This window comes from Nocardiopsis sp. NPDC006139 (assembly GCF_040614155.1).
GTDB lineage: Bacteria > Actinomycetota > Actinomycetes > Streptosporangiales > Streptosporangiaceae > Nocardiopsis > Nocardiopsis changdeensis.
Genome location: NZ_JBEXTT010000021.1, coordinates 113,705 through 137,484 on the forward strand (window position 1 = coordinate 113,705; position 23,780 = coordinate 137,484).

Here is a 23,780-nt window from a genome sequence, read left to right on the forward strand (position 1 = left end):
ATGGGGCTGCGCGAGCGCAAGAAGGCGGCCACACGGCGCGCCCTCCGGGAGGCCGCCGTGCGGCTCACACTCGAACACGGCCTCGAGAACGTCACGGTGGAGGAGATCGCCGCCGACGTCGGGGTCTCCACACGGACCTTCTTCAACTACTTCGGGACGAAGGAGGAGGCCCTCCTGGGCGAGCTGCCCCGGGAGGTGGACGAGAGCGCCGCCCGGGAGTTCGCCTCGGGCGGCCCCACCGGGGACTTCACCGACGACCTCGTCGGGCTGCTCATCGCGTTCCTCCTCGACGTCGACGACCTCCCCGCCCAGCGGGAGGAGATGGGGCTGCGCAAGCGGCTGATGGACCGCGAGCCCCAGCTCGTCCCCGGCGTGCTGGCCAGGTTCCACGACATGGAGCAGGTGCTGGCGCGGGCGATCGCCGGGCGCCTGGGCGAGCCTCCCGAGTCGGACCGGGCCCAGCTGGCCGCCGTGACCGCGATGGCCGTCATGCGGCACACCATGCGCCGGCTGCACTATTCCGAGGAGGAGGACGCCGAGGGCATCCGCGCCCGGGTCCGCGACTCGTTCAGTGTCCTGGGCGAGGTCTACGGCCGCCGCTGAGCCGGGCCGCGGCGGCCGCCGTTCGTCGTACCCGGCCCGTAGTGTGCTCCATGACTCACCGGTCCGGGGGGAACGGCGGGCGCGTCGGCCGCGTCTCATCGCCGGGCACCCCGCCGGGGTGTCCCCGGGCCCCGTCAGGGGCGTCGGGGGGATGTCAGGGACGCTCCAGGGCTCTCCCCGATGGGCAGCGGCGCCGCGGGCGGGCAGGCTGAGGATATGAACGAGAAACTCCAGGGCAAGCGCTTCCGGCGCAGCAACGACAACCGCTTCCTGGCCGGTGTGTGCGGCGGTATCGCCGACTACCTCGGCATCGACGCCAACATCGTCCGCCTCGTTTTCGTCGTCCTCACCGTGCTCGGCTTCAGCGGCGTCTTCGTGTACATCCTCGCGCTGCTGATCATGCCGGCCGAGGGCGAGCAGCACTCGCTGCTCGAACAGATCATCCGAAACTTCCAGGGAAAGCCGGGACAGAACTGATGTGGAGCCTGCGAGCACATCCGGGTTGGGAACGACGCGACCTCCGGGCCCAGCGGCCCGACCACGAGGCCGAGGAGGAGCGCGAGAACCCCGGCGAGTGCCGCGCCGACGCCGCGGGCCGTCGGCCCCGGTCCTAGGGACGTTCCCGGGCCGGGGACCGGCGCCCCGCGGCGGACGGCCGCGGAGCGCGGGGCCGGACCCCTGGTCAGGCCGGGGCTTCGCTCTCCTGCATCCTGCGCGTGACCTCGTCGCTCATCCGCGACCAGGGCAGGGCCAGCAGCAGCGCGAACACGATGCCCAGCACACCCGCGCCGACCACGACCGTTCCGGTGCCGAAGAACTCCGCGAAGAAGCCGCCCGCCAGGATGCCCAGTCCCTGGGAGACCTGTAGACCCGCGGCGACCAGGCCGAAGGCCCGCGCCCGGCCGTCCGGCGGGACGCACAGCACGAACGCGGCGTTGGCCACGAACTGGTAGGAGGCGGTGGCGCCGGACGCCGCCAGCGCGACCACCATGAGCCACAGCGGCGGGTCGAACAGCCACACCAGCAGGGGCACCGACGCCAGCACGGCCAGCGGGCCCAGCAGCCGGAGCCGGGTCACCGGCGGCACCAGGCGGGTCAGCACCAGGCCGCCCACGAGGGCGCCGATCGACGTCCCCGCCATCACGACGCCGGCCGCGGTCTCACCGCCGCCCGCCTCGGCCGCCAGCGGGGTCGCCAACCCGTAGGGGACCATGTAGAGCCCGGCCAGCCAGGCCATCAGGGCCAGCGTGCGCAGCCGGGGGTCGCCGAAGACCAGCCTGGCCCCGCCGGCGACCACCGTCGCGAAACCGCCGCCCTCCTCCTTCTCCGTGCGCTCGGGGGCGGGCCGCGCCTTGACCCCGAACCGCACGATGAGCGCGGTCACGACGAACAGCGCCCCGTTGCACATCACGGTGGTGTGCGGTCCGAACAGGCCCGAGGTGAAGCCCCCGGCCATGAAGCCCACCAGGATCCCGACCTGGGCGGTGAGCTGGATGATCGCCGTGCTGGCGACGTAGCGCTCGCCCTGGATGATCTCGGACAGCATGGCGGCGCGGGCGGCGGCGAAGGGGAGCGCGGGCAGCACCGAGCAGAACAGCAGCAGCCAGACCGCCCACAGCGGCAGTCCCGGGATGCCGATGGAGACGATGAGCACGGCGCGCAGGAGGTCGCAGACCACCATCACCCGGCGGCGGGGGAAGAGGTCGGCCAGCCCGGAGAGGAACGGCCCGGCGATGAGCGGGGGGAGGAAGCCGAGGGCGATGGTGAAACCCGCGGCCAGGGGCGAGCCGGTGATCTGGTAGACGAGGATGCTCGCCGCGATGTTGAGGAGGTTGGTGCCGATGGTGGCGATGGTGTGGGCCGACCAGATGGCACGGAACTCCCCGAGCGCCATGACCTCGCGATAGCTGCTGCGCCAAGCGTCCTTCTGGGGGGAAGACGGGGGCTCGTGGCCCTCGTCGTCAGGTGTCTTGTCGAGGCGCGGATTGGCCATCCGGCACTCCCTTACTGTTACAGGGTTGAAATCACGCTGTGTCGTGTCCCAATGACCAACCGTCCCGGAACGTGAGCTTCCTCGCAAGGCGTTGCAAGGAATTCGTGTCTGATTCGTTGCTGGGGGTAATGGATCGTCGGGTCACAGGGCCTTGATCCCTATCGGTACTCGGAGCCGTTTCCGCCGCTCGCTGTGGAAACGCCGAAAAGACAGGGGATCCGGGGTGCGCGCCAGTGGTCCGCGGCCGCGGATCCGTGTACGGAGAGCGCTCGGAGCGGTACCCGGTCCCCTCCGGGGGTGGGGGTTTCGGTCGGTCGCGCAGCGCCCATCAGGGCGACCCTGATCAGCCCCAGCCCAGCTCGTGCAGGCGTTCGTCGTCAATACCGAAATGGTGCGCGATCTCGTGGACGACCGTGATCAGGACTTCTTCGACGACGTCCTCCCGGGTCTCGCAGATCGCGCAGATGCCGAGCCGGTAGATGAAGATCTGGTCCGGCAGCACGCCGAAGTAGGAATCCCCCCGCTCGGTCAGCGGAATTCCCTCGTAGAGGCCGAGCAGCCCGTCGGGCGACTCGTCCTGGACGGTGATCACCACGTTGTCCATGAGGCCCGCCAGCTCCGGCGGGATCTGGTCGAGCGCGTCGGCGACCAGTTCCTCGAACTCCCTGCGCGTCAGTTCCACCACAACCGCCATTGTGCCGCCCGGGCGCCGCCCCGCCGACCCCGCGTCCGGGGGCGGGATCGACATAACACTCTGGTCGGGAGGAAACGTTGGGAACGGTCCCCGTCAGCGGCATGATGGGGGGGTGTTGTCTTGGGAAGCGATCCGCGCGTACGACTTCCGCGGCGCCGCCCGGCGCCTCCGCGAGGCCCTGTCCCGGATACGGGCCGGCCGGGCCTGGCGCTGGAGCTGCGTCGTCGTCGCGGGCCTGGTCGGCGGATGGCTCGGCCTGGCGCTGGCCGGCCAGGTCGTCACCCCGATCGGACCCGCGGACGTCACCCTGAGCCTCAGCCCCCAGTGGCGGGGCGAGACCGTCGTCAACGTGGCGCCCCTGGGGCAGCTCGCCTTCGACACCCACAGCGCGCCGCTGCGGCTGGAGGCGACCATCTCCGACATCCGGCTCTCCGCGGCCCAGGAGATGTTCGCCGACCCCGACGCCATCAACCGGATGGCCGCCGGGATCGGCTCCGACCTGCGCGAGGGGGTCATCGCCCTGGTGGTCCGGTCGATCCTCGCCGCGGCGCTGGGCGCGGCCGTCATGGGCCTGCTGCTGTTCCGCAACGCGTGGCGGGCGCTGGCCGGGTCCGGGGTCTGCCTGGCGGTCCTGGCCGGGTCCGGGGCGGCCGCGGGGTACACCTTCAACCCGAGCGCCATCGCCGAGCCCCGCTACACCGGCCTGATCGCGGGCGCCCCCCAGGTCGTCGGCAGCGCCGAGGAGGTCGTGGGCCGGTTCAACGAGTACCAGGAGCAGCTCGCAGGGCTGGTCGGCAACGTCGCGATGATCTACGAGGCGACCTCGGGCCTGCCGGTGTACGAGGAGGACGAGACGGTCATCCGGGTGCTGCACGTGTCCGACATCCAGCTCAATCCTGCGTCGTGGAGCATCATCCGCACCCTGCGGGAGCAGTACGCCGTCGACTTCATCGTGGACTCCGGCGACCTCACCGACCGGGGCAGCGCCGCCGAGGACGTGTTCGCCGACGAGATCGGCGAGCTCGACGTCCCCTACGTGTGGGTGCGCGGGCAGCACGACTCCATGGGCACCCAGCGCGCGGTGGCGGCCCAGCCCAACGCCGTGGTGCTGGACGGGGAGATCCGCGAGGTCGGCGGGCTCACCCTGTACGGGGCGGGGGACCCGCGGTACACGCCCGACGCGACCCGGCTCAACCCGACGGCCGAAGGCGTGGCCGCGCTCGGCGAGGAGCAGGCGGCGGAGGTCATCGGGAGCCGGGAGGAGGTCGACCTCGCCCTCCTGCACACGCAGACGCAGGCGGCGGCGTTCGACGGGGTCGTCCCGCTGGTGCTCACCGGCGGCGACCACCTGCGCTCCACCCGGGTCTCCGACGAGGGCACCCGGTTCCTCGTCCAGGGCTCCACCGGCGGCGCCGGGCTGCGTGGCCTTGATCACGGCCGGGGGCGGCCGACCCCGTACCAGGCCTCGGTGCTGTACTTCGACGCCGAGACCGGGCGGCTGCAAGCCCGCGACGACATCGACCTGGGCGGGCTCGGGCTGACGTCGGCCCAGGTCGAACGCCACATCGAGGCCGACCCGGACCGGCCGGTGGGCGAGCCCTCGCCGGACGCCGACGAGGAGTCCGACGACGGCGGACGGGACCGCTGAACAGCCCGTACGGACGGCGTCGCCGCAGGTCGGGACGCTTTCCCCGGAGTGGGCAAATCGCTTTGGTGTTGGTGGGAATCTCCCCTATGCTGGACCTGTCACACGGGCCCCCATCGTCTAGCGGCCTAGGACGCCGCCCTTTCAAGGCGGTAGCGCGGGTTCGAATCCCGTTGGGGGTACGAGGCGGTTCGACCACTGTCGGATGTCTGGCAGAATGGAACCGCGGACGCGGACCGGGGAGCCCCGGGAAGCGACCGAAACCAGGTCCTGTGGAGCAGTTAGGAGTGCTCGCCACCCTGTCAAGGTGGAGGCCGCGGGTTCAAATCCCGTCAGGACCGCGCTCGCCGATCTCTCGGCGGTACGGCTAGGTAGCTCAGTTGGTACGAGCGTCCGCCTGAAAAGCGGAAGGTCGGCGGTTCGACCCCGCCCCTAGCCACAACCTCAAGACATGCGAAAAGGCCCCGCCACCTGTGCGAACAGGCGGCGGGGCCTTTTTCATGCCTCGGCGGCCGGCGGCGGGTCTCGGTGGGCCGCTGTGCTGAATGCGTACCGAAGCTCCCGGGCTCGGTGGCGGCTGTCCTCCTCGCCCACGAGGTGCTTGGCGTGGGTCTCCTCGAATCCCCCGGTGGTGGGGCGCGCCGCGGGGGTGCGGGGCGGGCGGGGCCTGGCGGGGTTAGGGTCGGCGGGACGCCTACGGGGAGGACGGGGGTCGGCGTATGGCCGCGGGAGAGGCCCACGAGCGCATCGCGGAGGACCTGCGGCGGCGCATCCGGGCCGGGGAAACGGAGCCGGGGGAGCCGCTGCCCGGAGAGGCGGAGCTGGCCGACGGCTACGGCGAGGCGCTGCCCGCCGTGCGCCGGGCCCTCGGCCTGCTGCGGGCCGAGGGGCTGGTCGAGGGCGGGGACGGGCGCGGGGACGTGGTGCGCAGGCCCCGCCGCGCGGTCCGCCGCTCCAACGACCGGCACCAGTGGGAGAAGGACCGGGCCCGGACGGGCCTGGGCGAGCGGCTGTCCACCGGCGCCACCGAGCGCGATACCGGCCTGGAGGTCGACGACCTGGTGTTCAGCGCCGCCTACCACCGGGTGGAGGCCGACGCGGAGCTCTCCAGCGCCCTCGGCGTCCCCGCCGGGACGGCGCTGCTGGAGCGCCTCTACCGGACCCGCCACCGGGACGAGCCCGCCCCGTTCAACCTGGTGCGCTCCTACCTGGTGGTGGACCACATCGAGGGTAACCCCGACCTGCTCGACGAGACGAGGGAGCCCTGGCCCGGCGGCACGCAGAGCCAGCTGCACACCGTGGGCATCGAGCTCGACCGGATCGAGGAGCGGGTGACGGCCCGCCTCCCGACCGGGGAGGAGGCGGAACGGCTCGGCCTGGGCGCGGGCACCGCGGTCATGGTCCTGCACAGGACCTCGGTCGACACCCGGGGCCGCGCCGTCGAGTGGTCCGAGGTCATCCTCCCCGGGGACCGCACCGAAGCGGTCTTCACGACCCCGCTGGAGCGCTGGTAGCCGATGCCCCGACTGATCACCGTCATCACGGCCGTCCACGCGCCCGGGGCGGGGTTCCTGCCGGAGGCCCACCGGTCGCTGGCGGATCAGGTGCTGCCCGACGGCTGGGAGTGGCAGTGGGTCGTCCAGGAGGACGGCGAGACCGACGGGGTCCGCCCGTACCTGCCGGACGACGGCCGGGTGAGCTTCGGGCAGGGGCGGGCCGGCCGGGCGGGCATGGCGCGGACCCTGGGCCTCAGCCGGGCGGAGGGCGAGTTCGTCAAGGTGCTCGACGCCGACGACCGGCTCACCCCGGGGGCCCTGGCCCGGGACATCCGGGCCCTGACCGAGGGGGCCGCCTGGGCCACCTCGCGTGCCCTGGACCTGCTGCCGGACGGCACCACCGAGGGCTTCGACAGCGACCCCGAGGAGGGGCCGATCGAACGCGGCGCCGTGCTGGACTTCTGGAAGGCGCACGGCTTCCGGGCGCAGGTCCACCCCGCCACTCTGTGCGTGCGCCGGGACCTGCTGCTGGCCCTGGGCGGGTGGATGGCCCTGCCCGCCTCCGAGGACACCGGGCTCCTGCTCGCGCTCAACGCGGTCGCCCGCGGCTGGTTCACCGCCGAACCCGGCCTGCTCTACCGCAAGTGGCCCGGCCAGGTGACGGCTGCGGCCGCCCACCGGGACGAGGCCGAGCGCTCCGCCCGCATGGGCGTGGTCCGGGAGCGCGCGGAGGCACTCGCCCTGACCGGCTGGGAGTACCGCGCCCCCGCCGGGTGAAGCGGTGCGGCGGGATCCCTAGTCCATCAGGCCGTGCTCCCAGGCCCAGGCGGCGACCTCCACGCGGTTGCGCAGGCCGAGCTTGGCCTGGATGGCGGACATGTGGCCCTTGACGGTGCTGACCGAGATGAACAGCTCGTCGGCGGCCTCCCGGTTGGTCCGCCCCCGGGCGACGGCGCGGGTCACCTCGGTCTCGCGCTCGGACAGCGGGTTCGCAAGGGCCCGGCCGGGCGCCGCGGCGGTCAGGTGCCGCAGCAGCCGCAGGGTGACCGCCGGTGAGATGAGGGCGTCCCCGGCGTGCGCCGACAGGACGGCCTCGATGAGCAGGGCGGGCCCCGCATCCTTGAGGACGAAGCCCACGGCCCCGCCCCGCAGCGCTCCGTAGACGTACTCGTCGAGGTCGAACGTGGTCACCACGACGACCCGCAGCGGGTCGGCCACACCCGGGCCGGCCAACAGCCGGGTGACCTCCAGGCCGTCCAGGCGCGGCATGCGGATGTCGACCAGGCACACGTCGGGGCGCAGGCGCCTGGCCGCCTCGACCGCCTCGGCGCCGTCCGCCGCCTCCGCCACGACGGTGAGGCCGGGGTGGCTCTCGATGATCCTGCGCAGGCCGTTGCGGATCATCGCCTGGTCGTCGGCCACCAGTACGCGGACGGTCATGGGCTCCTCCGGTCGGCGAGGGGCAGGACGGCGACGACGGACCAGCCGCCCCCGCCGCGGGGTCCGGCCTCCAGTGTGCCGCCCAGGGCCCGGACCCGCTCGCCCATGCCGACCAGCCCGTACCCGCCCGGCCGCGGCCGAGGGGGCGGGCCCGGGGCGTCGTCCGCGACCTCCACGGTGAGCTCCTCCCCGTCCCGGGTGACGCGGACGGTGACCTCCCCGGCGTGCGCGGCGTGGCGCGCGACGTTGGTCAGCGACTCCTGGACGACGCGGTGGACGGCGGCGGCGACCTCGGGCGGCCACGCCGGTTCGTCCTCGGGCCGGTGCAGGCGCACCGGGGGACCGCCCCGGCGCTCGAACCGCTCGACGAGGTCGGTGAGCCGCTCGGCGGGGGAGGCGAGGGAGGCGCCGTCCTCCTCGCGCAGCAGGCCGACGACGCGGCGCATCGCGGCCAGTGCCTCGGCCCCCTCGGCCTCGATGGCGGCGAAGGAGTCCCGGCTCCTCCCGCCGTCGGGACCTTGAGGGGCCTCGATCCGCCCGGCCTGCGCCTCGATCACGATGCCGGTGATGTGGTGGGCGACCACGTCGTGCAGCTCCCTGGCCACCGCCAGCCGTTCGTCGCGGCGCACCCGCTCGGCGGCCCGCCGCCGGCGGGCGGCCAGCAGGCGGGGGCCCAGGCCGGCCGTGAGGCCGCCCAGCCACAGGACCAGGTTCAGCCACACCACGGGCATGCCGGAGGAGGAGCCCACCTCGGGGAGGGCGGCGATCCCGACCACCGCGAGCCCCCCGGCCGCCACCGCGCAGGCCGGGCGGACCGGCAGGCGGCCGACGGCGGAGGCGGTGAGCACCGCCAGCGCGAGGGCCGCGGCCGGGCCGGGTTCCGCGGGCAGTCCGAACCACCAGGAGACCGGTACCGAGGCCGCCGCCACGGTCAGCCCGGCGGCCGCCGCCACCGCCCGGCCGCGGCGGCGCAGCAGGGCGATCACGCCCACCGCCGCGCCCGCGGCCGCACCCGGCCACCAGTAGCCGCCGCCCCAGGTCGACGCGATGCCGTACGCCTGGAAGGCGATCGCCGCCGCGAGGACCGCGGCCAGGGCCGCGTCCGCCGCCCGGCCGCGCCACCGGGACCGCCCCGGGGAGCCGTTTCCACTGTTCACGGGGTTCAGCCTAGGGACGCCCGGTCCGCCGGCGGACCGGCCGAAAGTACTGTCGCGGCGACCGCGAACCCTTCCTTCGGCCGGTGCCCGGAGCCGAGGCGGCCCGTCAGGCTCGGCCCCATGGCAAACGAACCCTCCCTCCCGGGGCGCACCGCTCCGGACCCGCCGGCCCGGACCCGCCTCGTCGCGCTGGACGTGCTGCGCGGAGTCGCCATGTGCGGGATCCTCGTGTCCAACATCCGGCTGATCGCGGGCACCGCCGCCGCCACCGTGGAACCGCCCATGGGCGCCGCGCACGTGTGGCTGGGCCTCCCGGTCCTGTCCCTGCTGTTCGGCATCGGCTTCTCCCTCCTGCTGGAGTCCGCCCGCGACCGTGCTCCCCGCCCGCGGCTCGTGCTGCTGCGGCGCCTCCTGACGCTCCTGGTTATCGGCCTCCTGCACCGGCTGCTGTGGCCGGGGGACATCCTCAGCGTCTACGCCGTCGTCGGCCTGCTGGTCCTGCTGCCCTCGTCCTGGCTGCCCCGGTGGGCGGTCGCCGGGGCGGCCGCCGCGCTCGTCCCGACGGGGCTGCTCCTCGGCATGGGGGGTCCGCTGCTGGTCGCCGGGCTGTTCCTGACGGGGTCGGCGCTGGTCCGCTACGGGGTGGTCGCGCGGATCGACCATTCCACCCGAGGGCCGGTCCTGGTGGGCCTGGCCTGTGCGGCGGGAGCGGTGCTCGCCGGGTGGGCGGCGCCGGCCGCGGCGGGGCCCGGGCCCGTAGCGTGGCAGATCCTCACGGCGGACCTGCTGCGCACCGCGACGTACGTGTGCGTCCTGCTGGTCCTGCTCAGGACACCGCTGCGGCCGGTGCTGGCGGCCGTCTTCGCGCCCCTGGGCCGGATCGCCCTGACCCAGCACCTGAGCGCCACACTCCTGGTCCTGGGCGCCGCCCACCTCCTGGGCCTGCCGATCGCCGACTCCCTCCCGGTGGCGCTGGCGGTCGCCGGGACGCTCCTGGCCGCGCAGTGGGTGTTCGCCGTCCTGTGGCTGCGCCGCTTCCCCCAGGGGCCGGTGGAGTGGCTCTGGCGCCTGGCCACCTGGGGCCGGCGAGGCACCGTCGCCGCTCCCGGGGCCGTCCCGGCGGGCTGACCGCCGCGGCGGACACGGCGGCGCCCCCGCCCCCCGGGGGATCGGGGGCGGGGGCGCCGGCCGTCGGGCGGAGCGGAGGCCGTCAGTCCCGGACTGCGTCGCCTGCGGTGTCGCCGGCAGCGTCCCCGGCGGTGTCCGGGGCGGTCTTCTCCCCGTGGTTGATCACACCGTCGTCCTCGCCGGAGAAGAACCGGCGGCCGTACATGAGCAGGCACAGGACGATGCCCACGGCGAAGCCCCAGGCGGCGCCGTTGAGGGCCAGGACGGCGCCGGTGACACCGGCGATGCCCAGGTCGGTCCTGCTGCGCGCTTCGAGGATCCCGACCTTGACGCTCACGAACCCCTGGATGATGAGGGTGAGGGCGAGCGCCACGCCGAGCACGGGTTCGACGAGCGACACGACCGGCAGCAGCCACAGGCCGGTGTTGGTGCCCCAGCGGAACGATCCGGCGCCGCTGAAGATCGACTGCATCGCGTCGCGGCCCTTCTTGTACCGCTCGGAGATGGCCACGTGCATCGCGGCCCACAGCGGGCCGCACATGGTGACGTCCGGGCCGATCACGCCCATGACGGCGTTGCGGGCGCCGAAGATCAGGTGGGCGCGGTTCGGGTTGTAGCGGACCTTCTCGTCGGTGCGCACCTCGGCGGCCTCGTCGAGGACGGCGCGGGCCTGGAGCACGTCGCCGAAGACCACGATGTAGGCCGCGGCCACGGTCGGGATCACGGTGACCAGCATCGTCAGCGGGGGCAGGCCCACGCCGAAGACGGTGTACTGCGTCCACAGGGTGACGAAGTCGGGGGTCGCGAAGCCCCACTCCAGGGTCGGCCAGGGCGCCTCGCCGAACAGCGGGGCGACGACGACGGCGAGCAGGATGCACGGCAGGATGCCCAGGCTCCCGATCAGCCGCAGCACACGGCTGCGCTTCTGCGCCGCGGCGAAGCCCTTGGAGTAGAGCAGGACGAAGGCCAGCCCCACGGCGATCGAGATCGTCCAGGGGAACGACTCGAACCGGCCGCCCTCGGCGAACACGCTCTGGACGGCGGCGAAGCCCGCGCCCACGACGATGCCCGCGCGCAGGGCGTTCGGGATGAACCGGACCACCTTCGCCGCCAGTCCGGTCACCCCCAGCGTGATCGACAGCGCGGCGAGCACGAGCTGGAAGGCGATGAGCGCCTGGACCCGTTCGGGGCCCTCGGGGAACTGCTGGCAGTACACCATGAGCAGGGGGATGGCCGGTGTGATCCAGCCCGGGACCACGGGGTCGCCGAGCAGGTGGTGGAGCAGGTAGAGCACACCGTTGAGGACGACCACGGCGAGCGCGGCCTCGAAGGGCATCCCGAGGAGCTCGACCAGCAGGGGGATCGCGGACAGGTCGACCGCGCACATGACCAGGCCCTGCGTGTAGTCCTGCCACTGGAACCGGTAGTGGACGAACGGCAGGCGGACCTCGAACGGCCCGGCCTTCCAGTGGGGTGAGGCGGCGTCCGGCCCGGTGGATCTCTTACTCATTGTTCAGTGCTCAGTGCTTTCGTGCGGTCCGGGCACGATGGCGCCCGGGATGACTTCTACGCGGATCGCCGGGTCACTCGTCGAAGACGATGACCTGGCGCACGGCCTTTCCGTCGGCGAGCTCGTCCATGGCCTCGTTGATCTCGTCCAGGCGGATCCGGCGGCTGATGAGCCGCTCCACGGGCAGGCGGCCCTCGCGCCACCACTGGGCGAAGGTCGGGATGTCCCGGGCCGGGACGGCCGAGCCCAGGTAGGAGCCGATGACGGTGCGCGCCTCGGCGGTCATGGTGAGCGGGGAGAGCCGTGCCGTCGCGTCGGGGCCGGGAAGGCCGACGGTCACCGTGCGGCCGCCCGGGGCCGTGGCCGCGAACGCGGTCTCGAACGCGCGCGGGTGCCCGGCGCACTCGATGACGTGGGACGCCCTGATGCCCTGCGCGGACACCTCCTCCGGGGTGTAGGCGCGGGTGGCGCCCAGCTCCCGGGCCAGCTCCAGCTTCTCGGGGACCGTGTCGACGGCGATGACGTCGCCGGTCACCTGCGCCGCGGCGGCCAGCAGCGCGGCCATGCCGACACCGCCCAGGCCCACGACCATGACGCTCTCGCCCTCCCCGGCCCGCACCGCGTTGAGCAGCGCGCCGCCGCCGGTGAGCACGGCACAGCCGAGGACCGCCGCGACCTCCGCGGGGACGTCGTCGTCCACGGGGACCAGCGAGGCGCGGTCCACCACGGCGTGGGTCGCGAAGCCGGAGACCCCCAGGTGGTGGTGGACGGTCTCGCCGTCGCGGGTGAGGCGCCGGCCGCCGTTCAGCAGGCGCCCCTCGTTGTTGGCGACGCTGCCCGGCCCGCAGGGGAGGCGGCCGTCGGTGCGGCAGCCGTCGCAGTCACCGCAGCGGGGGAGGAAGGCCATGACGACGCGGCGGCCCACGGCGAGGTCGGTCACCTCGGAGCCGACGGCCTCGACCCGGCCGGCGGCCTCGTGGCCGAGGAGCATGGGGACCGGGCGGACGCGGTTGCCGTCGAGCACCGACAGGTCCGAATGGCACACCCCGGCCGCCTCGATCCGCACCCGCACCTCGGTCGGCCCCGGATCGTCCAGCTCCAGTCGCGTCACGCTGACGGGGGCCGAGCCGGCGTACGGCCGCGGCATCCCGATCCGCTCCAGCACCGCTCCGGTGATCCGCATCGTCGTCCGTCCTTTCTCGTGTGGTCCGCGTACGCCTCAAGACGAGCGGAAGCCCGGTCGGAACCGACATATGCGGCTTGACCAGGCAACTTACAGAAAGTTAACGGGCCGGTGATGTAGCACACGATGTGCTGGAGGCCATTGATCCTCCTACGATGTGTGCATGGAGCACACCATGCGGCGTTCCCGCGAGGACCTGCTGCGCGTCCTGCTCGACACGGCCACCGACCTCGCGGCCCTGCGGGACGTGGAGGCCGTCCTCCAGGCGATCGTCCGCCGTACCCGCGCCGTCGTCGGCGCGGACATGGCCTACATCAGCCTCAACGACCCCGAGCGCGGCGACACCTACATCCGCCAGTCCGACGGCGTCACCACACCCGCGTACCGCGCCCTGCGGATGCCGCTCGGGGTCGGGGTGCTGGGACAGGTGGCCACCGGCCTGGCGCCCTTCCAGACCACCGCTTACCTGGACGACGCCTCGGTCGTCCACGACCCCGAGGTGGACGAGATCGTGCGCGCGGAGGCGGTGGAGACGATCATGGGCGCGCCCCTGACGGTCGCGGGGCGCGTGATCGGCGCGCTCATCGTGGCCGAGCGCCGTGCGCGCCGCTTCGGGCCGGAGGAGGTCAGCTGCGTCGAGTCGATCGCCAAGCAGGCCGCGGTGGCGATCGACAACTCGCTGCGCTTCGAGGAGACGGCCCGCCAGGCGGAGCTGTTCAACGCCGAGCACAAGCGCAGCGCCGCCGAGCTGCAACTGGCCACCCGGATCCTGGAACTGGACCGCAGGCTGCTGGACGCGGTCATGGTGTCCCCCGACGTCGGGCGGGTCCTCACCGTGGGGCGGGGAGCGCTCGACGACGACCTGTACCTGCGGGACACCTCGGGCGCGCTGATCGCCACGACCGCGGACCCGGCCGGCGGGGTCCCCGAGTCCGGGACCGCCGTCGCGGTCACCGCGGCGGCCGAGACCCTGGGCAGCCTGCACACGGGGCCGGTCCTGGGCGCGGACGGCAGGGCGCTGCTGGAGAGGGTCGCCGTCCACGCCGCCCTGGCCCTGCTCTTCAGCCGGGCCGAGGAGGACACCGACCTGCGCGGCCAGGACGAGCTGATCGACGACCTCCTCTCCGGGACCGGCCTCCCGCACGACCGGCTGGAGCGGCGGATGCGCCGCTGGGGCCTGCACACCGACGACCGCCTGTGGTGCGTGGCCCTGGACGTGCCCGCCGCGCAGGCGCGGCGGTACCGGCAGGTCCTGCGGTCGGCCCTCGGCCGGACCGTGATGACCGCGCACTCCGACCACCTGTGCCTGGTGACCGCCTCGCCCGACTGGGAGAACAGGCTGCGTACGGCGTTCGCCGGCCAGGGCCGACCGCTGCGGGCCGGTGCGGCGGGCCCGGTCACGGCCCCGGGGGACCTGCCCGACGCGCACCGGCGGGCCTCGCTCGCGCTCGGATCGCTCATCACCCTGGACCGGGACGGGGTGCTCGACGGCGACCGGCTGGGCATGGTCCACGCGATCCTCGACCTGGCCCGTACCGGGGGACTGCCGGAGTCGCTCACCCGCGGCGTCGACCCGCTGCTGGCCTACGACCGGGAGCGGGGCACCGAGCTGGCCCGCACCGCCTTCTACTACCTGGAGACCGACGGCAGCGTCGCCCGGGTGGCCGAGCTGCTGCACCTGCACCGCAACACCGTGCGGCAGCGGCTCACCCGGATCGGCGCCCTGCTCGGCCCGGGCTGGGACGCCTCGCCGCGCCGCCTGGAGACGCACCTGGCGCTCCAGGTGCGCGACGCCCAGGTCGGCCTGCGCCGCCCCGGGGGCACGGCGCGGCGGACGGACCCGGGGACCGCGCCGCCCGGCTGACCCGGGAGCCGCGCCCTCCAGCGCCCTCCCGCGGCCGTGCCGCCCGGCCTCCGTGCAGGTCGGCACCGCCGGTGGCCTGAATCGTGGGGTACCCGTCATTGACGCCCCCGGGCGCGCGGCGGAAGGCTCGGAGCACGGGACGCGCCGCCCCCGCCGCCGGGGGTCGGCCGACCGCCGCGGCAGGTTCCGGACAACGAGGGAGCGCGCATGACCACCTACGGCATCCTGGTCTTCGACGGGGTCGAGGAACTCGACTTCGCCGGCCCCTGGGAGGTGCTGGCCACCTCGGCCCTGGTGCGGGACCGCGGCGACCGCGTCCTGCTCATCGCGGAGACCGGCGACGCGGTCCGGTGCGCCAAGGGCCTGCGCGTCCTGCCGGACCACGCCTTCGGCGACCACCCCCCGCTGGACGTGCTGGTCGTGCCGGGCGGCGCCGGGGCGCGCACGACGGCGTCGGCGAACCCCGCCGTGACCGGCTGGGTGGCCGCGGCCTCGGCCGCGGCGGACTGGACCGCCTCGGTGTGCACGGGCGCCTACCTCCTGCACGCGGCGGGCCCCGCGCGCGGGCGGCGCGTGGCCACGCACCGTGCCTGGGAGGACGGGCTGGAGGCCCTCGGCGACGTGACCGTGGTCCGCGACGCCCGGTACGTCGTCGACGGGGACCTGGTGACCAGCCAGGGCGTGTCCGCCGGGATCGACATGTCCCTGTGGCTGGTGGGGCGGCTGTACGGGCGCGACCACGCGCGCACCGTGAGCCGGCTGATCCAGTACGAGCCGGCCCCTCCCTACCTTGCCGACGAGCCCCCGCTCCCCGCCGGGGCGGACGCCTCCTGACGCCCGCGCCGCCCGCCCGGGAATCGCGTTGCGGGCGCGGCGGCCGTTCCGGCAGGCTGGGCGCCATGGACGAGAACGGTGCGGACAAGGGGCTGAACCCCGACGGGACGATCGCGCGCGAGGGCGCCATGGACCGTGTGGCCCCGGTGTTCGCCCCGGTGGTCGAGGCCGCCCGGGAGCGGATCACCGCGGCCTACGGGGACGCCCTGCACGGCGTCTACCTGTACGGCAGCATCCCCCGCGGGACGGCCCGGCCGGGCCGCTCCGACCTGGACCTGATGCTGGTGTTCCACGAGCCGCCCACCGGCGCCGACCGGGAGGCGGCCCGGAGGATCGAGGCGGAACTGGACGCCGCCTTCGAGCAGATCGACGGGGCGGGCATCCTGCTGGAGGACGCGGCGGCGGTCCGCGCCGACCCCGACGACAACGGATTCTTCGTCGCCTGCCTGTGCACCCCGCTGCTGGGGGCCGACCTCGCCGACGAGCTCCCCGCCTACCGCCCCACCTCCCTGCTGGCCCGGGAGACCAACGGCGACCTGCACCTGTTCCCCGAACGCTGGCGGGCGGCCGCCGACGGCGGGGAGGACCCGCGCGCCGTGGTGCGCCGGGCCGCCCGCAAGACCATCCGCAGCGCGTTCACCCTGGTCATGCCGTACTGGGGCGGCTGGACCAGCGACCTGGAACGCTCGGCGGAGATCGTCGCCCGGTACCACCCGCGCTGGACCGCCGACCTGCGGCGCACCGCCGCCGCGGCCCTGGACCCCGTCCCCGACCGGGGGCTGCTGCGGATGATCACCGACGACCTCGCACCGAGCGTCGCCGAGGAGTACCGCCGGGCCCACGGCGTGAAGACGCGGAGGTGACGGAGGTGACCGGGGCCACGGCCGGTGGGCGTTTCTTCGAGTAGTGTCCGGTTCCGTGAGCCACGTGACCGTTTCCGACGGAACCCGCATCTGGTACGACGTCCTCGGCGAGGGCGACCCCCTCCTGCTCTTCAACGGCCAGGCCCTCGACCACGAGATGTGGGACGGGCCGCACGCCGCCCTGGCCGAACGGCACCGGGTGGTCCGGACGGACTTCCGGGGCACCGGCGGCAGCGACGCCCCGCTCGACTCCCCGTACTCCCTGGACCTGTTCGTCCGGGACGCGCTGGAGGTGCTGGACGCGCTCGACATCGGGCGCGCCCACGTCTACGGGTTCTCGATGGGCGGCAAGGTCGCCCAGCGGATGGCGGCCGCCCACCCCGAGCGCGTGGGGGCCCTGGTCCTGGGCGCCACCGCCCCGGGCGGCCCGAACGAGGTGGAGCGGCCCCGCGAGTCCACCCTGGCCCTGCGCCAGGCGAGCACCGCCGCGGGCGCGCGGAAGATCGGCCCGCTGTTCTACACCCCGCAGTGGGCGGACGCGCACCCGGACACCGTCGCCCGCATCCTGCCGCGCGGCCCGCTGCGCGCCCAGCGCCTGCACTTCGGGGCGAGCTCCGAGCACGACGGCTGGGACCTGCTGCCGGACGTCCAGGCGCCGACGCTGGTCGTCCACGGCGAGGACGACGAGCTCACCCCGGTCGGCAACGCGGTCCTGCTGGCCGAACGCGTCCCGGACGCGCGCCTGCTGGTGCTGCCCGGGCTGCGCCACGGCTACCTGCACGAGGGCGGGCCCAAGGCCACCCGCGAGGTCCTCGACTTCCTCGCCGCCCACCCCCTCTAGCGGACAGCCTCCACGGCCGCGGCCCGCCCACGCGGCGGCCCGTCCGCGGACGGCGTCGGCGCCCGTCCGGGGCGAAGGCGTCGCGGCCGTCGGCCCCGGGGGCCTCAGGGGGTCGGGGGCGGCGGCAGGTCGCTGCGCAGCCGGTCCAGCAGGCGCCGGTCCTTCTTGGTGGGCCGTCCCGCGCCCCGGTCGCGGCGGATCACCGGGATCGTCGCCTGCGGCGGGAGCTCGGGGGTGTTGTCCACGTAGCAGCGGACCGCGATCGGCGCGGCCACCCGCTTCTCCAGCACGTGCCCGACCTCCACGATCCGTGTGGTGCCGTGCAGCCGCACCCGCACCTCGTCGCCGACCTTCACCGTGGAGGCGGGCTTGGCCGGGCGGTCGTTGACCCGCACGTGGCCGCCCCGGCAGGCCTGGGCCGCGTCGGAGCGGGTCTTGGTGAGGCGGACGGCCCACAGCCAGCGGTCGACCCGGGTGCTGTCGGGACCGGACGGGAGGGGGACTGCGTCGCTCACGTGTGCGGCTCCTTCGGTTCGGACGGGCTTTCGGGGCGTCATGAGTCACTTTATGGGGACGGCGGTACGAACCACTCCGAAGTCACGCTAGAGTTGTACCTGCAACGAGGTCCTGTGGAGCAGTTAGGAGTGCTCGCCACCCTGTCAAGGTGGAGGCCGCGGGTTCAAATCCCGTCAGGACCGCACGCGAAGGCCCGGTGTCCCAGGACGCCGGGCCTTCACCGTTGTCCGGGGAGGAACACGATGACGTACCGGTACGCGGTCGAGCGCACCGACCACTCGGCGCTCGCGAGCGGCCACGTGCTCCGCTCGGCCCCCGGGTTCCCGGGGTTCCCCGTGCGCCTGGCCGACGAGCTCTTCCAGCGGGCCGCGGTGCACACCGGGCTCCCGGCCGTACGGCTGTGGGACCCCTGCTGCGGGAGCGGCTACCTCGCCACCGTCCTGGGCCTGCTGCACCGGGAGCGGATCGCCTCGGTGCGCGCCACCGACGTCGACCCCGACGCGGTGGAGCTGGCCGGGCGCAACCTGCGGCTGCTGACCGCCGAGGGACTGGCCGAGCGCGAGGAGGAGCTGCGCAGGTCGGCCCGCGACTTCGGCCGCCCCTCCTTCGTCGAGCGGGCGGAGGACGCCCGCGGACTGGCGCGGGGACTGGCCCGGGCCGGGGGCGACCTGCCGCACGAGGCGGCCGTCGCCGACGTGTTCTCCGACCCCGGACCGGTGGCCGCCGACCTGGTCGTCACCGACGTCCCCTACGGCGAGATGACCGCCTGGGCGGGCGAGGCGCCAGGGGAGGACCCGGTGGGCGCCCTGCTCGCCTCGCTGGGCCGGGCCCTGCCCCCCGGGGCCGTCATCGTCGTGACGGCCCGCACGCGCCGGGTCCCCCTGCCCGAGGGTGTGCGCGCCCTGGAGCGGGTCAGGGTCGGCGTCCGGGCGGCGGTGCTGGTGCGCGCCCGGGACGTCGCCTGAGCCCGCGTCAGCCCGACGCCTCCTTGAACGCCCGCGAGGTGTACAGGCCCACCGCCAGCGCCACCAGGGCCAGCAGCACGAAGCCGATGGTGTAGGCGCCCGTCGCCTGGTAGATCACGCCCATCACCAGCGGCGGGAAGTACCCGCCCAGCCCGCCGGCCGCGCCGACCAGGCCGGTCACGGTGCCCACCCGGGACGGCTCCACCAGCTTGGCCACCAGCGCGAACACACCGCCGGTGCCCAGGCCCAGGGTGATCGCGATGAGCACGAACGACACCCCGGCCGGGAACTCCGCCGGCGGGTGCAGGGCCAGGATGACGGCGCACGCCGCGGTGCCGAAGAACGAGATCAGGCACACCTTCACCGCGCCGATGCGGTCCGAGAGGATGCCGCCCGCCGGCCGCGCCGCCACCGCCGCGACGGCGAACCCGGCGGTGCGCATGCCCGCGTCCGACTGCAGGTAGTCGTAGGACAGCGTCAGCAGCGTCGGCAGGTAGGTGGAGAAGGCCACGAAGCCGCCGAAGGCCACCGCGTACAGCAGCGACGCCTGCCAGGTGGCCCTGAGCCGCATGGCCTCGCGCATGCGCGGCAGCGAGGGCCCGGTGCGCGGGGTCCACCCGGGCGCGTTGCGGCAGAAGAACCACATGACCGCGCCCATCACGGCGAGCGCCGCGCACATCAGCAGGTGGGTGGTGAACAGCCCCACCGCCTCGACCAGGCGCGGGGTGAGGAACGCCGACAGCGCCGTGCCGCCCATGCCCGCGCCGAACACGCCGGTGGCGAACCCGCGCCGGTTCGCGTCGTACCAGGCGTTGACGAACGGGATGCCGACCGCGAACGACGTGCCCGCGACCCCCAGGAAGAAGCCCCACAGCAGCAGCATCCCGAACGACCCGCCGGACAGGCCGACCAGGAACGTCGGGACGATGCTGACGAGGCAGACCGCCGTGAACATCACCCGGCCGCCGTAGCGGTCGGTGAGCGCCCCGACGGGGATGCGCCCCAGCGAGCCCACCAGGACGGGGAACGCCACCAGGAGGGACGTCTGCGTCGGGGACAGCCCCAGGTTCTCCGAGTAGGTCTTGGACAGCGGTGCGATGAGGTTCCACGCCCAGAACGTCAGCGCGAACGCGGCAGTGGCCAGGGCGAGGTTGCCGCCCGCCGTACCGGAACGCGTCGCCCGTCGCCCGACTTCCGCTCGCATGGCGGCTCCCCGTCTTTCGGCACCGATCTCGGCGATTCGAATGGATCTGCCGCGATTGTCGCCCGAACCGGTGTGGGAAGCGTGACTTTCCGAGCCGAACAGGCATATTCATTAACGGAATGTGGCGGGTGCGGGAAGTGCGCTGTTGAACGGGGTGTCATCTTCATGGCGGCAAATGGCAAAGCGAGCGACTCGCTGCTCCGCCTCGGTACCTACCTGACCGGATCGGAGTCCCTGGACGGGAACCGCGCCCAGGTCAGAAAGGGTGGCCGTGAAGGTGACGTCTTCTACCGGGACCGCTGGAGCCACGACCGCGTTGTGCGTTCCACGCACGGTGTCAACTGCACGGGTTCCTGTTCTTGGGATGTCTATGTAAAAGACGGGATCATCACTTGGGAAACCCAGGCGACCGATTATCCGTCGGTGGGTCCCGACCGCCCCGAATACGAGCCCCGGGGCTGTCCGCGCGGTGCCGCCTTCTCCTGGTACACCTATTCGCCGACCCGCGTCCGCTACCCCTACGTGCGGGGGGTGCTGGCCGAGATGTACCGGGAGGCGAAGGGCCGGCTGGGCGACCCGGTCGCAGCTTGGGAGGAGATCACCACCGACCCCGCCAAGCGCCGCCGCTACCAGCGGGCCCGCGGCAAGGGCGGCCTGGTGCGCACCACCTGGGCGGAGGCGCTGGAGATCGCGGCCGCCTCGCACGTGCTGACGATCAAGCACTACGGCCCGGACCGGATCGCGGGCTTCTCGCCCATCCCGGCGATGTCGATGGTCTCCCACGGGGCGGGCGCCCGGTTCGTCAACCTGGTCGGCGGCTCCATGCTGTCGTTCTACGACTGGTACGCCGACCTGCCGGTGGCGTCACCGCAGGTGTTCGGCGACCAGACCGACGTCCCCGAGTCGGGGGACTGGTGGGACGCCGCCTACCTGGTGCTGTGGGGCGCCAACGTGCCGGTCACCCGCACGCCGGACGCGCACTGGATGGCGGAGGCCCGCTACCGGGGCCAGAAGGTCGTGGTGGTCTCCCCGGACTACAGCGACGCCACCAAGTTCGCCGACGAGTGGCTGGCCCCGCACCCGGGCACCGACGGGGCGCTGGCCATGGCGATGGGCCACGTCATCCTCAGGGAGCGGTTCGTCGACGCGACCGTCGACCGGTTCGACTCCTACGCGCGCACCTACACCGACCTGCCGTTCCTGGTGGAGGTCGAGGAGAGGGACGGGCGCCGGGTACCGGGCAAGTTCCTCACCGCGGCCGACCTGCCGGGCGCCGAGGGCGTCGCCAACGCCGACTTCAAGCCCGTCGTGTGGCCGCGCGGGGAGGACGCCCCCTACGCGCCCAACGGGACCCTCGGGCACCGGTGGGGCGAGGACGGCGTCGGCAAGTGGAACCTGCGCCTGGAGGGGCGGGTCCCGGAGCTGACCTTCTACGAGGAGGGCGCCGAGGCCGTCGAGATCGCCCTGACCCGGTTCGACACCCCCACCGGAGAGGCCGGCGTCCTCACCCGGGGCGTGCCGGTCCGCCGGGTGGGCGGACGCCTGGTCACCACCGTGTTCGACCTGGTCCTGGCCCAGTACGGGGTGGGGCGGTCGGGCCTGCCCGGCACCTGGCCCACCGGCTACGACGACGCCTCCCAGCCCTGCACCCCCGCCTGGCAGGCCGAGCTGACCGGGGTCCCGGCCGAGCGGGCCGAGCGGATCGCCCGCGAGTTCGCCGACACCGCCGAGGCGAGCGGGGGCCGCGCCATGATCATCCTGGGCGCGGGCACCAACCAGTGGTTCCACGGTGAGAACGCCTATCGGGCCTTCCTGGCGCTGCTGCTGCTCACCGGCTGCCAGGGGGTCAACGGCGGCGGCTGGGCGCACTACGTCGGCCAGGAGAAGTGCCGTACCGCCACGGGCTGGGCGGCCTACGCCTCCGGCACGGACTGGTCGCGCCCGCCCCGGTTCATGGCCGGGACCTCCTACTGGTACACGCACACCGACCAGTGGCGCTACGACACCTACCGGGCCGACGCCCTCACCACGCCGCTGGGACCGGGGAGGCTGCGGGGCCGCCATACCGCGGACCTGGTGGCGGCCTCGGCGCGGATGGGGTGGATGCCGTCCTTCCCCACGTTCAACCGCAACCCCGTCCACCTGGGCAAGGAGGCGGCCGAGCTGGGCAGGGACCCCGCCGAGTACGTGGCCGACCAGCTGGCCGAGGGGACGCTGCGGTTCGCGGCGGAGGACCCCGACGACCCGGCGAACTGGCCCAGGACCCTCACCGTCTGGCGGTCCAACCTGTTCGGCTCCTCGGCCAAGGGCAACGAGTACTTCCTCAGGCACCTGCTGGGCACCCACTCCAACCTCCGGGCCGAGCCCGCGGGCCCCGGCGACCGGCCGGCCGAGGTGACCTGGCGCGACGAGATCCCCGAGGGCAAGCTCGACCTGCTGCTGTCCATGGACTTCCGGATGACCAGTACCACGCTGCTGTCCGACATCGTGCTCCCGGCCGCGACCTGGTACGAGAAGCACGACCTGTCCACCACGGACATGCACCCCTACGTGCACGCGTTCAACCCGGCGATCGACCCGCCCTGGGAGGCCCGGACCGACTTCGCGATCTTCCAGGAGCTGGCCAAGGCGTTCAGCACCCTGGCCGCCGAGCACCTGGGGGAGGTCACCGACCTGGTCGCGGTCCCGCACCAGCACGACACACCCGGGGAGCTCGCCCAGCCGCACGGGGTCCCGACGGACTGGAAGGCCGAGGGCGTGCGCCCCGTCCCGGGGCGCACCATGCCCGGCATCGTCGCGGTGCGCCGCAACTACTCGGCGATCGCCCAGAAGATGGCGGCGCTGGGCCCGCTCGCCGAGACCAAGGGGCTGCCGGTCAAGGGCGTGTCCTTCACCCCCGACGAGGAGGTGGAGTGGCTGCGGGAGCGCAACGGCACGGTGCACGGCGGGGTCGCGGACGGCCGCCCCGCCCTGGACACCGACGTCAAGGTGTGCGAGATGATCCTCGCCCTGTCGGGGACCAGCAACGGCCGGCTGGCCGCCCAGGGGTTCGAGCGGCTCGCGGAGCGCACCGGCACCGACATGGACGAGCTCATCGCCCACTCCGCCGAGCGGCGCGTGGTGTTCGCCGACGCCCGCACCGGTCCGACGCCCGTGGGCACCAGCCCCGAGTGGTCCGGCAAGGAGTCGAGCGACCGCCGGTACTCGCCGTTCACGATCAACCTGGAGCACGACAAGCCCTGGCACACCCTCACCGGGCGCCAGCACTTCTACCTCGACCACGACTGGATGCACGAGTTCGGCGAGGCGCTGCCGGTGTACCGGCCGCCGCTGGACATCTCCCGGCTGTTCGGGGAGCCCCGGATCGGGCCTACCGGCCGGCGCGAGGTGGTCGTGCGCTACCTGACCCCGCACTCCAAGTGGTCCATCCACTCCGAGTACCAGGACAACCTGCTCATGCAGACCCTGTCCCGGGGCGGCCCCACGATCTGGATGAGCACGGCCGACGCCGAGGCCATCGGCGCCGCCGACAACGACTGGGTCGAGGCGGTCAACCGCAACGGCGTGGTCGCCGCCCGCCTGGTGGTCTCGCACCGCATGCCCACCGGGACGGTGTACATGTACCACGCCCAGGAGCGGACCATCGACGTGCCCCTGACCGAGACGACGGGCCGCCGCGGCGGCATCCACAACTCGCTCACCCGGCTGCTGGTCAAGCCCACCCACCTCATCGGCGGGTACGCGCAGTTCACGTACGCCTTCAACTACCTCGGACCGACCGGCAACCAGCGCGACGAGGTCACCGTCGTGCGCAAAAGGACGACGGAGGTGCGTTACCGGTGAG

General features: G+C 73.8%; 20 protein-coding genes and 4 tRNA genes. 16 read left to right on the forward strand and 8 right to left on the reverse strand.

The features are described from left to right. The gene (locus ABZ249_RS24890) at positions 1-603 is read left to right on the forward strand and encodes a TetR/AcrR family transcriptional regulator (RefSeq protein WP_355267382.1); all 603 of its coding nucleotides are present in this window, start codon (positions 1-3) and stop codon (positions 601-603) included. A gap of 216 nt (positions 604-819) precedes the next feature. After that, positions 820-1,080, forward strand: coding sequence for a PspC domain-containing protein (locus tag ABZ249_RS24895; protein ID WP_220563627.1), 261 nt, complete (start codon positions 820-822; stop codon positions 1,078-1,080). A 205-nt stretch (positions 1,081-1,285) separates the two neighbouring features. On the opposite strand, the gene ABZ249_RS24900 is transcribed toward ABZ249_RS24895, so the two are convergent. Continuing rightward, entirely contained in the window at positions 1,286-2,596 is a 1,311-nt protein-coding gene (locus tag ABZ249_RS24900; RefSeq protein WP_355267319.1) for an MFS transporter, read from the reverse strand. A gap of 343 nt (positions 2,597-2,939) precedes the next feature. Then, entirely contained in the window at positions 2,940-3,290 is a 351-nt protein-coding gene (locus ABZ249_RS24905; RefSeq protein ID WP_220563625.1) for a metallopeptidase family protein, read from the reverse strand. A 115-nt stretch (positions 3,291-3,405) separates the two neighbouring features. Between ABZ249_RS24905 and ABZ249_RS24910 the strand changes: the two genes are divergently transcribed. The 6 genes from ABZ249_RS24910 to ABZ249_RS24935 all read left to right on the forward strand — a co-directional run bounded on the left by ABZ249_RS24910 (position 3,406) and on the right by ABZ249_RS24935 (position 7,208). Then, a complete protein-coding gene (locus ABZ249_RS24910; protein ID WP_355267385.1) occupies positions 3,406-4,938 on the forward strand; it encodes a metallophosphoesterase in 1,533 nt (510 codons plus the stop codon). Between the two features lie 106 nt (positions 4,939-5,044). Beyond that, positions 5,045-5,117: transfer RNA gene (locus tag ABZ249_RS24915), tRNA-Glu, on the forward strand. An 84-nt stretch (positions 5,118-5,201) separates the two neighbouring features. After that, positions 5,202-5,276 (forward strand) — tRNA-Asp (locus tag ABZ249_RS24920). A 24-nt stretch (positions 5,277-5,300) separates the two neighbouring features. After that, a tRNA-Phe gene (locus ABZ249_RS24925) sits at positions 5,301-5,374 on the forward strand. Between the two features lie 280 nt (positions 5,375-5,654). Then, positions 5,655-6,449: a GntR family transcriptional regulator gene (locus tag ABZ249_RS24930; protein WP_355267324.1), complete on the forward strand. Its 795-nt coding sequence runs from the start codon at positions 5,655-5,657 to the stop codon at positions 6,447-6,449. A 3-nt stretch (positions 6,450-6,452) separates the two neighbouring features. After that, entirely contained in the window at positions 6,453-7,208 is a 756-nt protein-coding gene (locus ABZ249_RS24935; protein WP_355267327.1) for a glycosyltransferase, read from the forward strand. A gap of 18 nt (positions 7,209-7,226) precedes the next feature. Here ABZ249_RS24935 and ABZ249_RS24940 read toward each other — a convergent pair whose 3' ends face one another. Further along, positions 7,227-7,871 carry a response regulator transcription factor gene (locus tag ABZ249_RS24940; RefSeq protein WP_355267330.1) on the reverse strand — a complete coding sequence of 215 codons (645 nt, stop codon included), beginning with the start codon at positions 7,869-7,871 and terminating at the stop codon, positions 7,227-7,229. Continuing rightward, positions 7,868-9,028 (reverse strand): histidine kinase, encoded by a 1,161-nt coding sequence (locus ABZ249_RS24945; RefSeq protein ID WP_355267333.1) that lies wholly within the window; start codon positions 9,026-9,028, stop codon positions 7,868-7,870. Before ABZ249_RS24945 ends, ABZ249_RS24940 begins: the two co-directional genes overlap by 4 nt. Positions 9,029-9,148: 120 nt before the next feature. On the opposite strand from ABZ249_RS24945, the gene ABZ249_RS24950 reads away from it, so the two are divergent. Next, on the forward strand, positions 9,149-10,156 hold the full coding sequence (locus ABZ249_RS24950) for a DUF418 domain-containing protein (protein ID WP_355267336.1): 1,008 nt from the start codon (positions 9,149-9,151) through the stop codon (positions 10,154-10,156). Between the two features lie 82 nt (positions 10,157-10,238). Here ABZ249_RS24950 and ABZ249_RS24955 read toward each other — a convergent pair whose 3' ends face one another. Both ABZ249_RS24955 and ABZ249_RS24960 read right to left on the reverse strand, forming a co-directional pair. Beyond that, positions 10,239-11,666 (reverse strand): hypothetical protein, encoded by a 1,428-nt coding sequence (locus ABZ249_RS24955; RefSeq protein ID WP_355267339.1) that lies wholly within the window; start codon positions 11,664-11,666, stop codon positions 10,239-10,241. Between the two features lie 73 nt (positions 11,667-11,739). After that, positions 11,740-12,849: an alcohol dehydrogenase catalytic domain-containing protein gene (locus ABZ249_RS24960; protein ID WP_355267342.1), complete on the reverse strand. Its 1,110-nt coding sequence runs from the start codon at positions 12,847-12,849 to the stop codon at positions 11,740-11,742. Positions 12,850-13,012: 163 nt separating this feature from the next. Here ABZ249_RS24960 and ABZ249_RS24965 point away from each other — a divergent pair, with 163 nt between their 5' ends. From ABZ249_RS24965 to ABZ249_RS24980, 4 genes are all read left to right on the forward strand, one after another. After that, the gene (locus ABZ249_RS24965; RefSeq protein WP_355267345.1) at positions 13,013-14,713 is read left to right on the forward strand and encodes a helix-turn-helix domain-containing protein; all 1,701 of its coding nucleotides are present in this window, start codon (positions 13,013-13,015) and stop codon (positions 14,711-14,713) included. A 207-nt stretch (positions 14,714-14,920) separates the two neighbouring features. Then, positions 14,921-15,547, forward strand: a complete 627-nt coding sequence (locus ABZ249_RS24970) for a DJ-1/PfpI family protein (protein ID WP_355267348.1) — start codon at positions 14,921-14,923, stop codon at positions 15,545-15,547. A 65-nt stretch (positions 15,548-15,612) separates the two neighbouring features. Beyond that, positions 15,613-16,410 carry a nucleotidyltransferase domain-containing protein gene (locus ABZ249_RS24975; protein ID WP_355267351.1) on the forward strand — a complete coding sequence of 266 codons (798 nt, stop codon included), beginning with the start codon at positions 15,613-15,615 and terminating at the stop codon, positions 16,408-16,410. Between the two features lie 55 nt (positions 16,411-16,465). Continuing rightward, positions 16,466-17,251, forward strand: a complete 786-nt coding sequence (locus ABZ249_RS24980) for an alpha/beta hydrolase (protein WP_220563606.1) — start codon at positions 16,466-16,468, stop codon at positions 17,249-17,251. 104 nt (positions 17,252-17,355) lie between these two features. Here the strand turns inward: ABZ249_RS24980 and ABZ249_RS24985 are convergent, their stop codons facing one another. Continuing rightward, the gene (locus tag ABZ249_RS24985) at positions 17,356-17,766 is read right to left on the reverse strand and encodes an RNA-binding S4 domain-containing protein (RefSeq protein ID WP_355267356.1); all 411 of its coding nucleotides are present in this window, start codon (positions 17,764-17,766) and stop codon (positions 17,356-17,358) included. Between the two features lie 108 nt (positions 17,767-17,874). Between ABZ249_RS24985 and ABZ249_RS24990 the strand changes: the two genes are divergently transcribed. Both ABZ249_RS24990 and ABZ249_RS24995 read left to right on the forward strand, forming a co-directional pair. Continuing rightward, positions 17,875-17,949: transfer RNA gene (locus ABZ249_RS24990), tRNA-Asp, on the forward strand. Between the two features lie 60 nt (positions 17,950-18,009). Beyond that, complete coding sequence (locus ABZ249_RS24995) at positions 18,010-18,732, forward strand: rRNA methyltransferase (RefSeq protein WP_220563604.1); 723 nt, start codon at positions 18,010-18,012, stop codon at positions 18,730-18,732. Positions 18,733-18,739: 7 nt separating this feature from the next. Here ABZ249_RS24995 and ABZ249_RS25000 read toward each other — a convergent pair whose 3' ends face one another. Beyond that, a complete protein-coding gene (locus ABZ249_RS25000) occupies positions 18,740-19,936 on the reverse strand; it encodes an MFS transporter (RefSeq protein WP_355267359.1) in 1,197 nt (398 codons plus the stop codon). Positions 19,937-20,101: 165 nt separating this feature from the next. Here ABZ249_RS25000 and ABZ249_RS25005 point away from each other — a divergent pair, with 165 nt between their 5' ends. After that, positions 20,102-23,779: a nitrate reductase subunit alpha gene (locus ABZ249_RS25005; RefSeq protein WP_355267362.1), complete on the forward strand. Its 3,678-nt coding sequence runs from the start codon at positions 20,102-20,104 to the stop codon at positions 23,777-23,779. Position 23,780 lies beyond the last annotated feature (1 nt).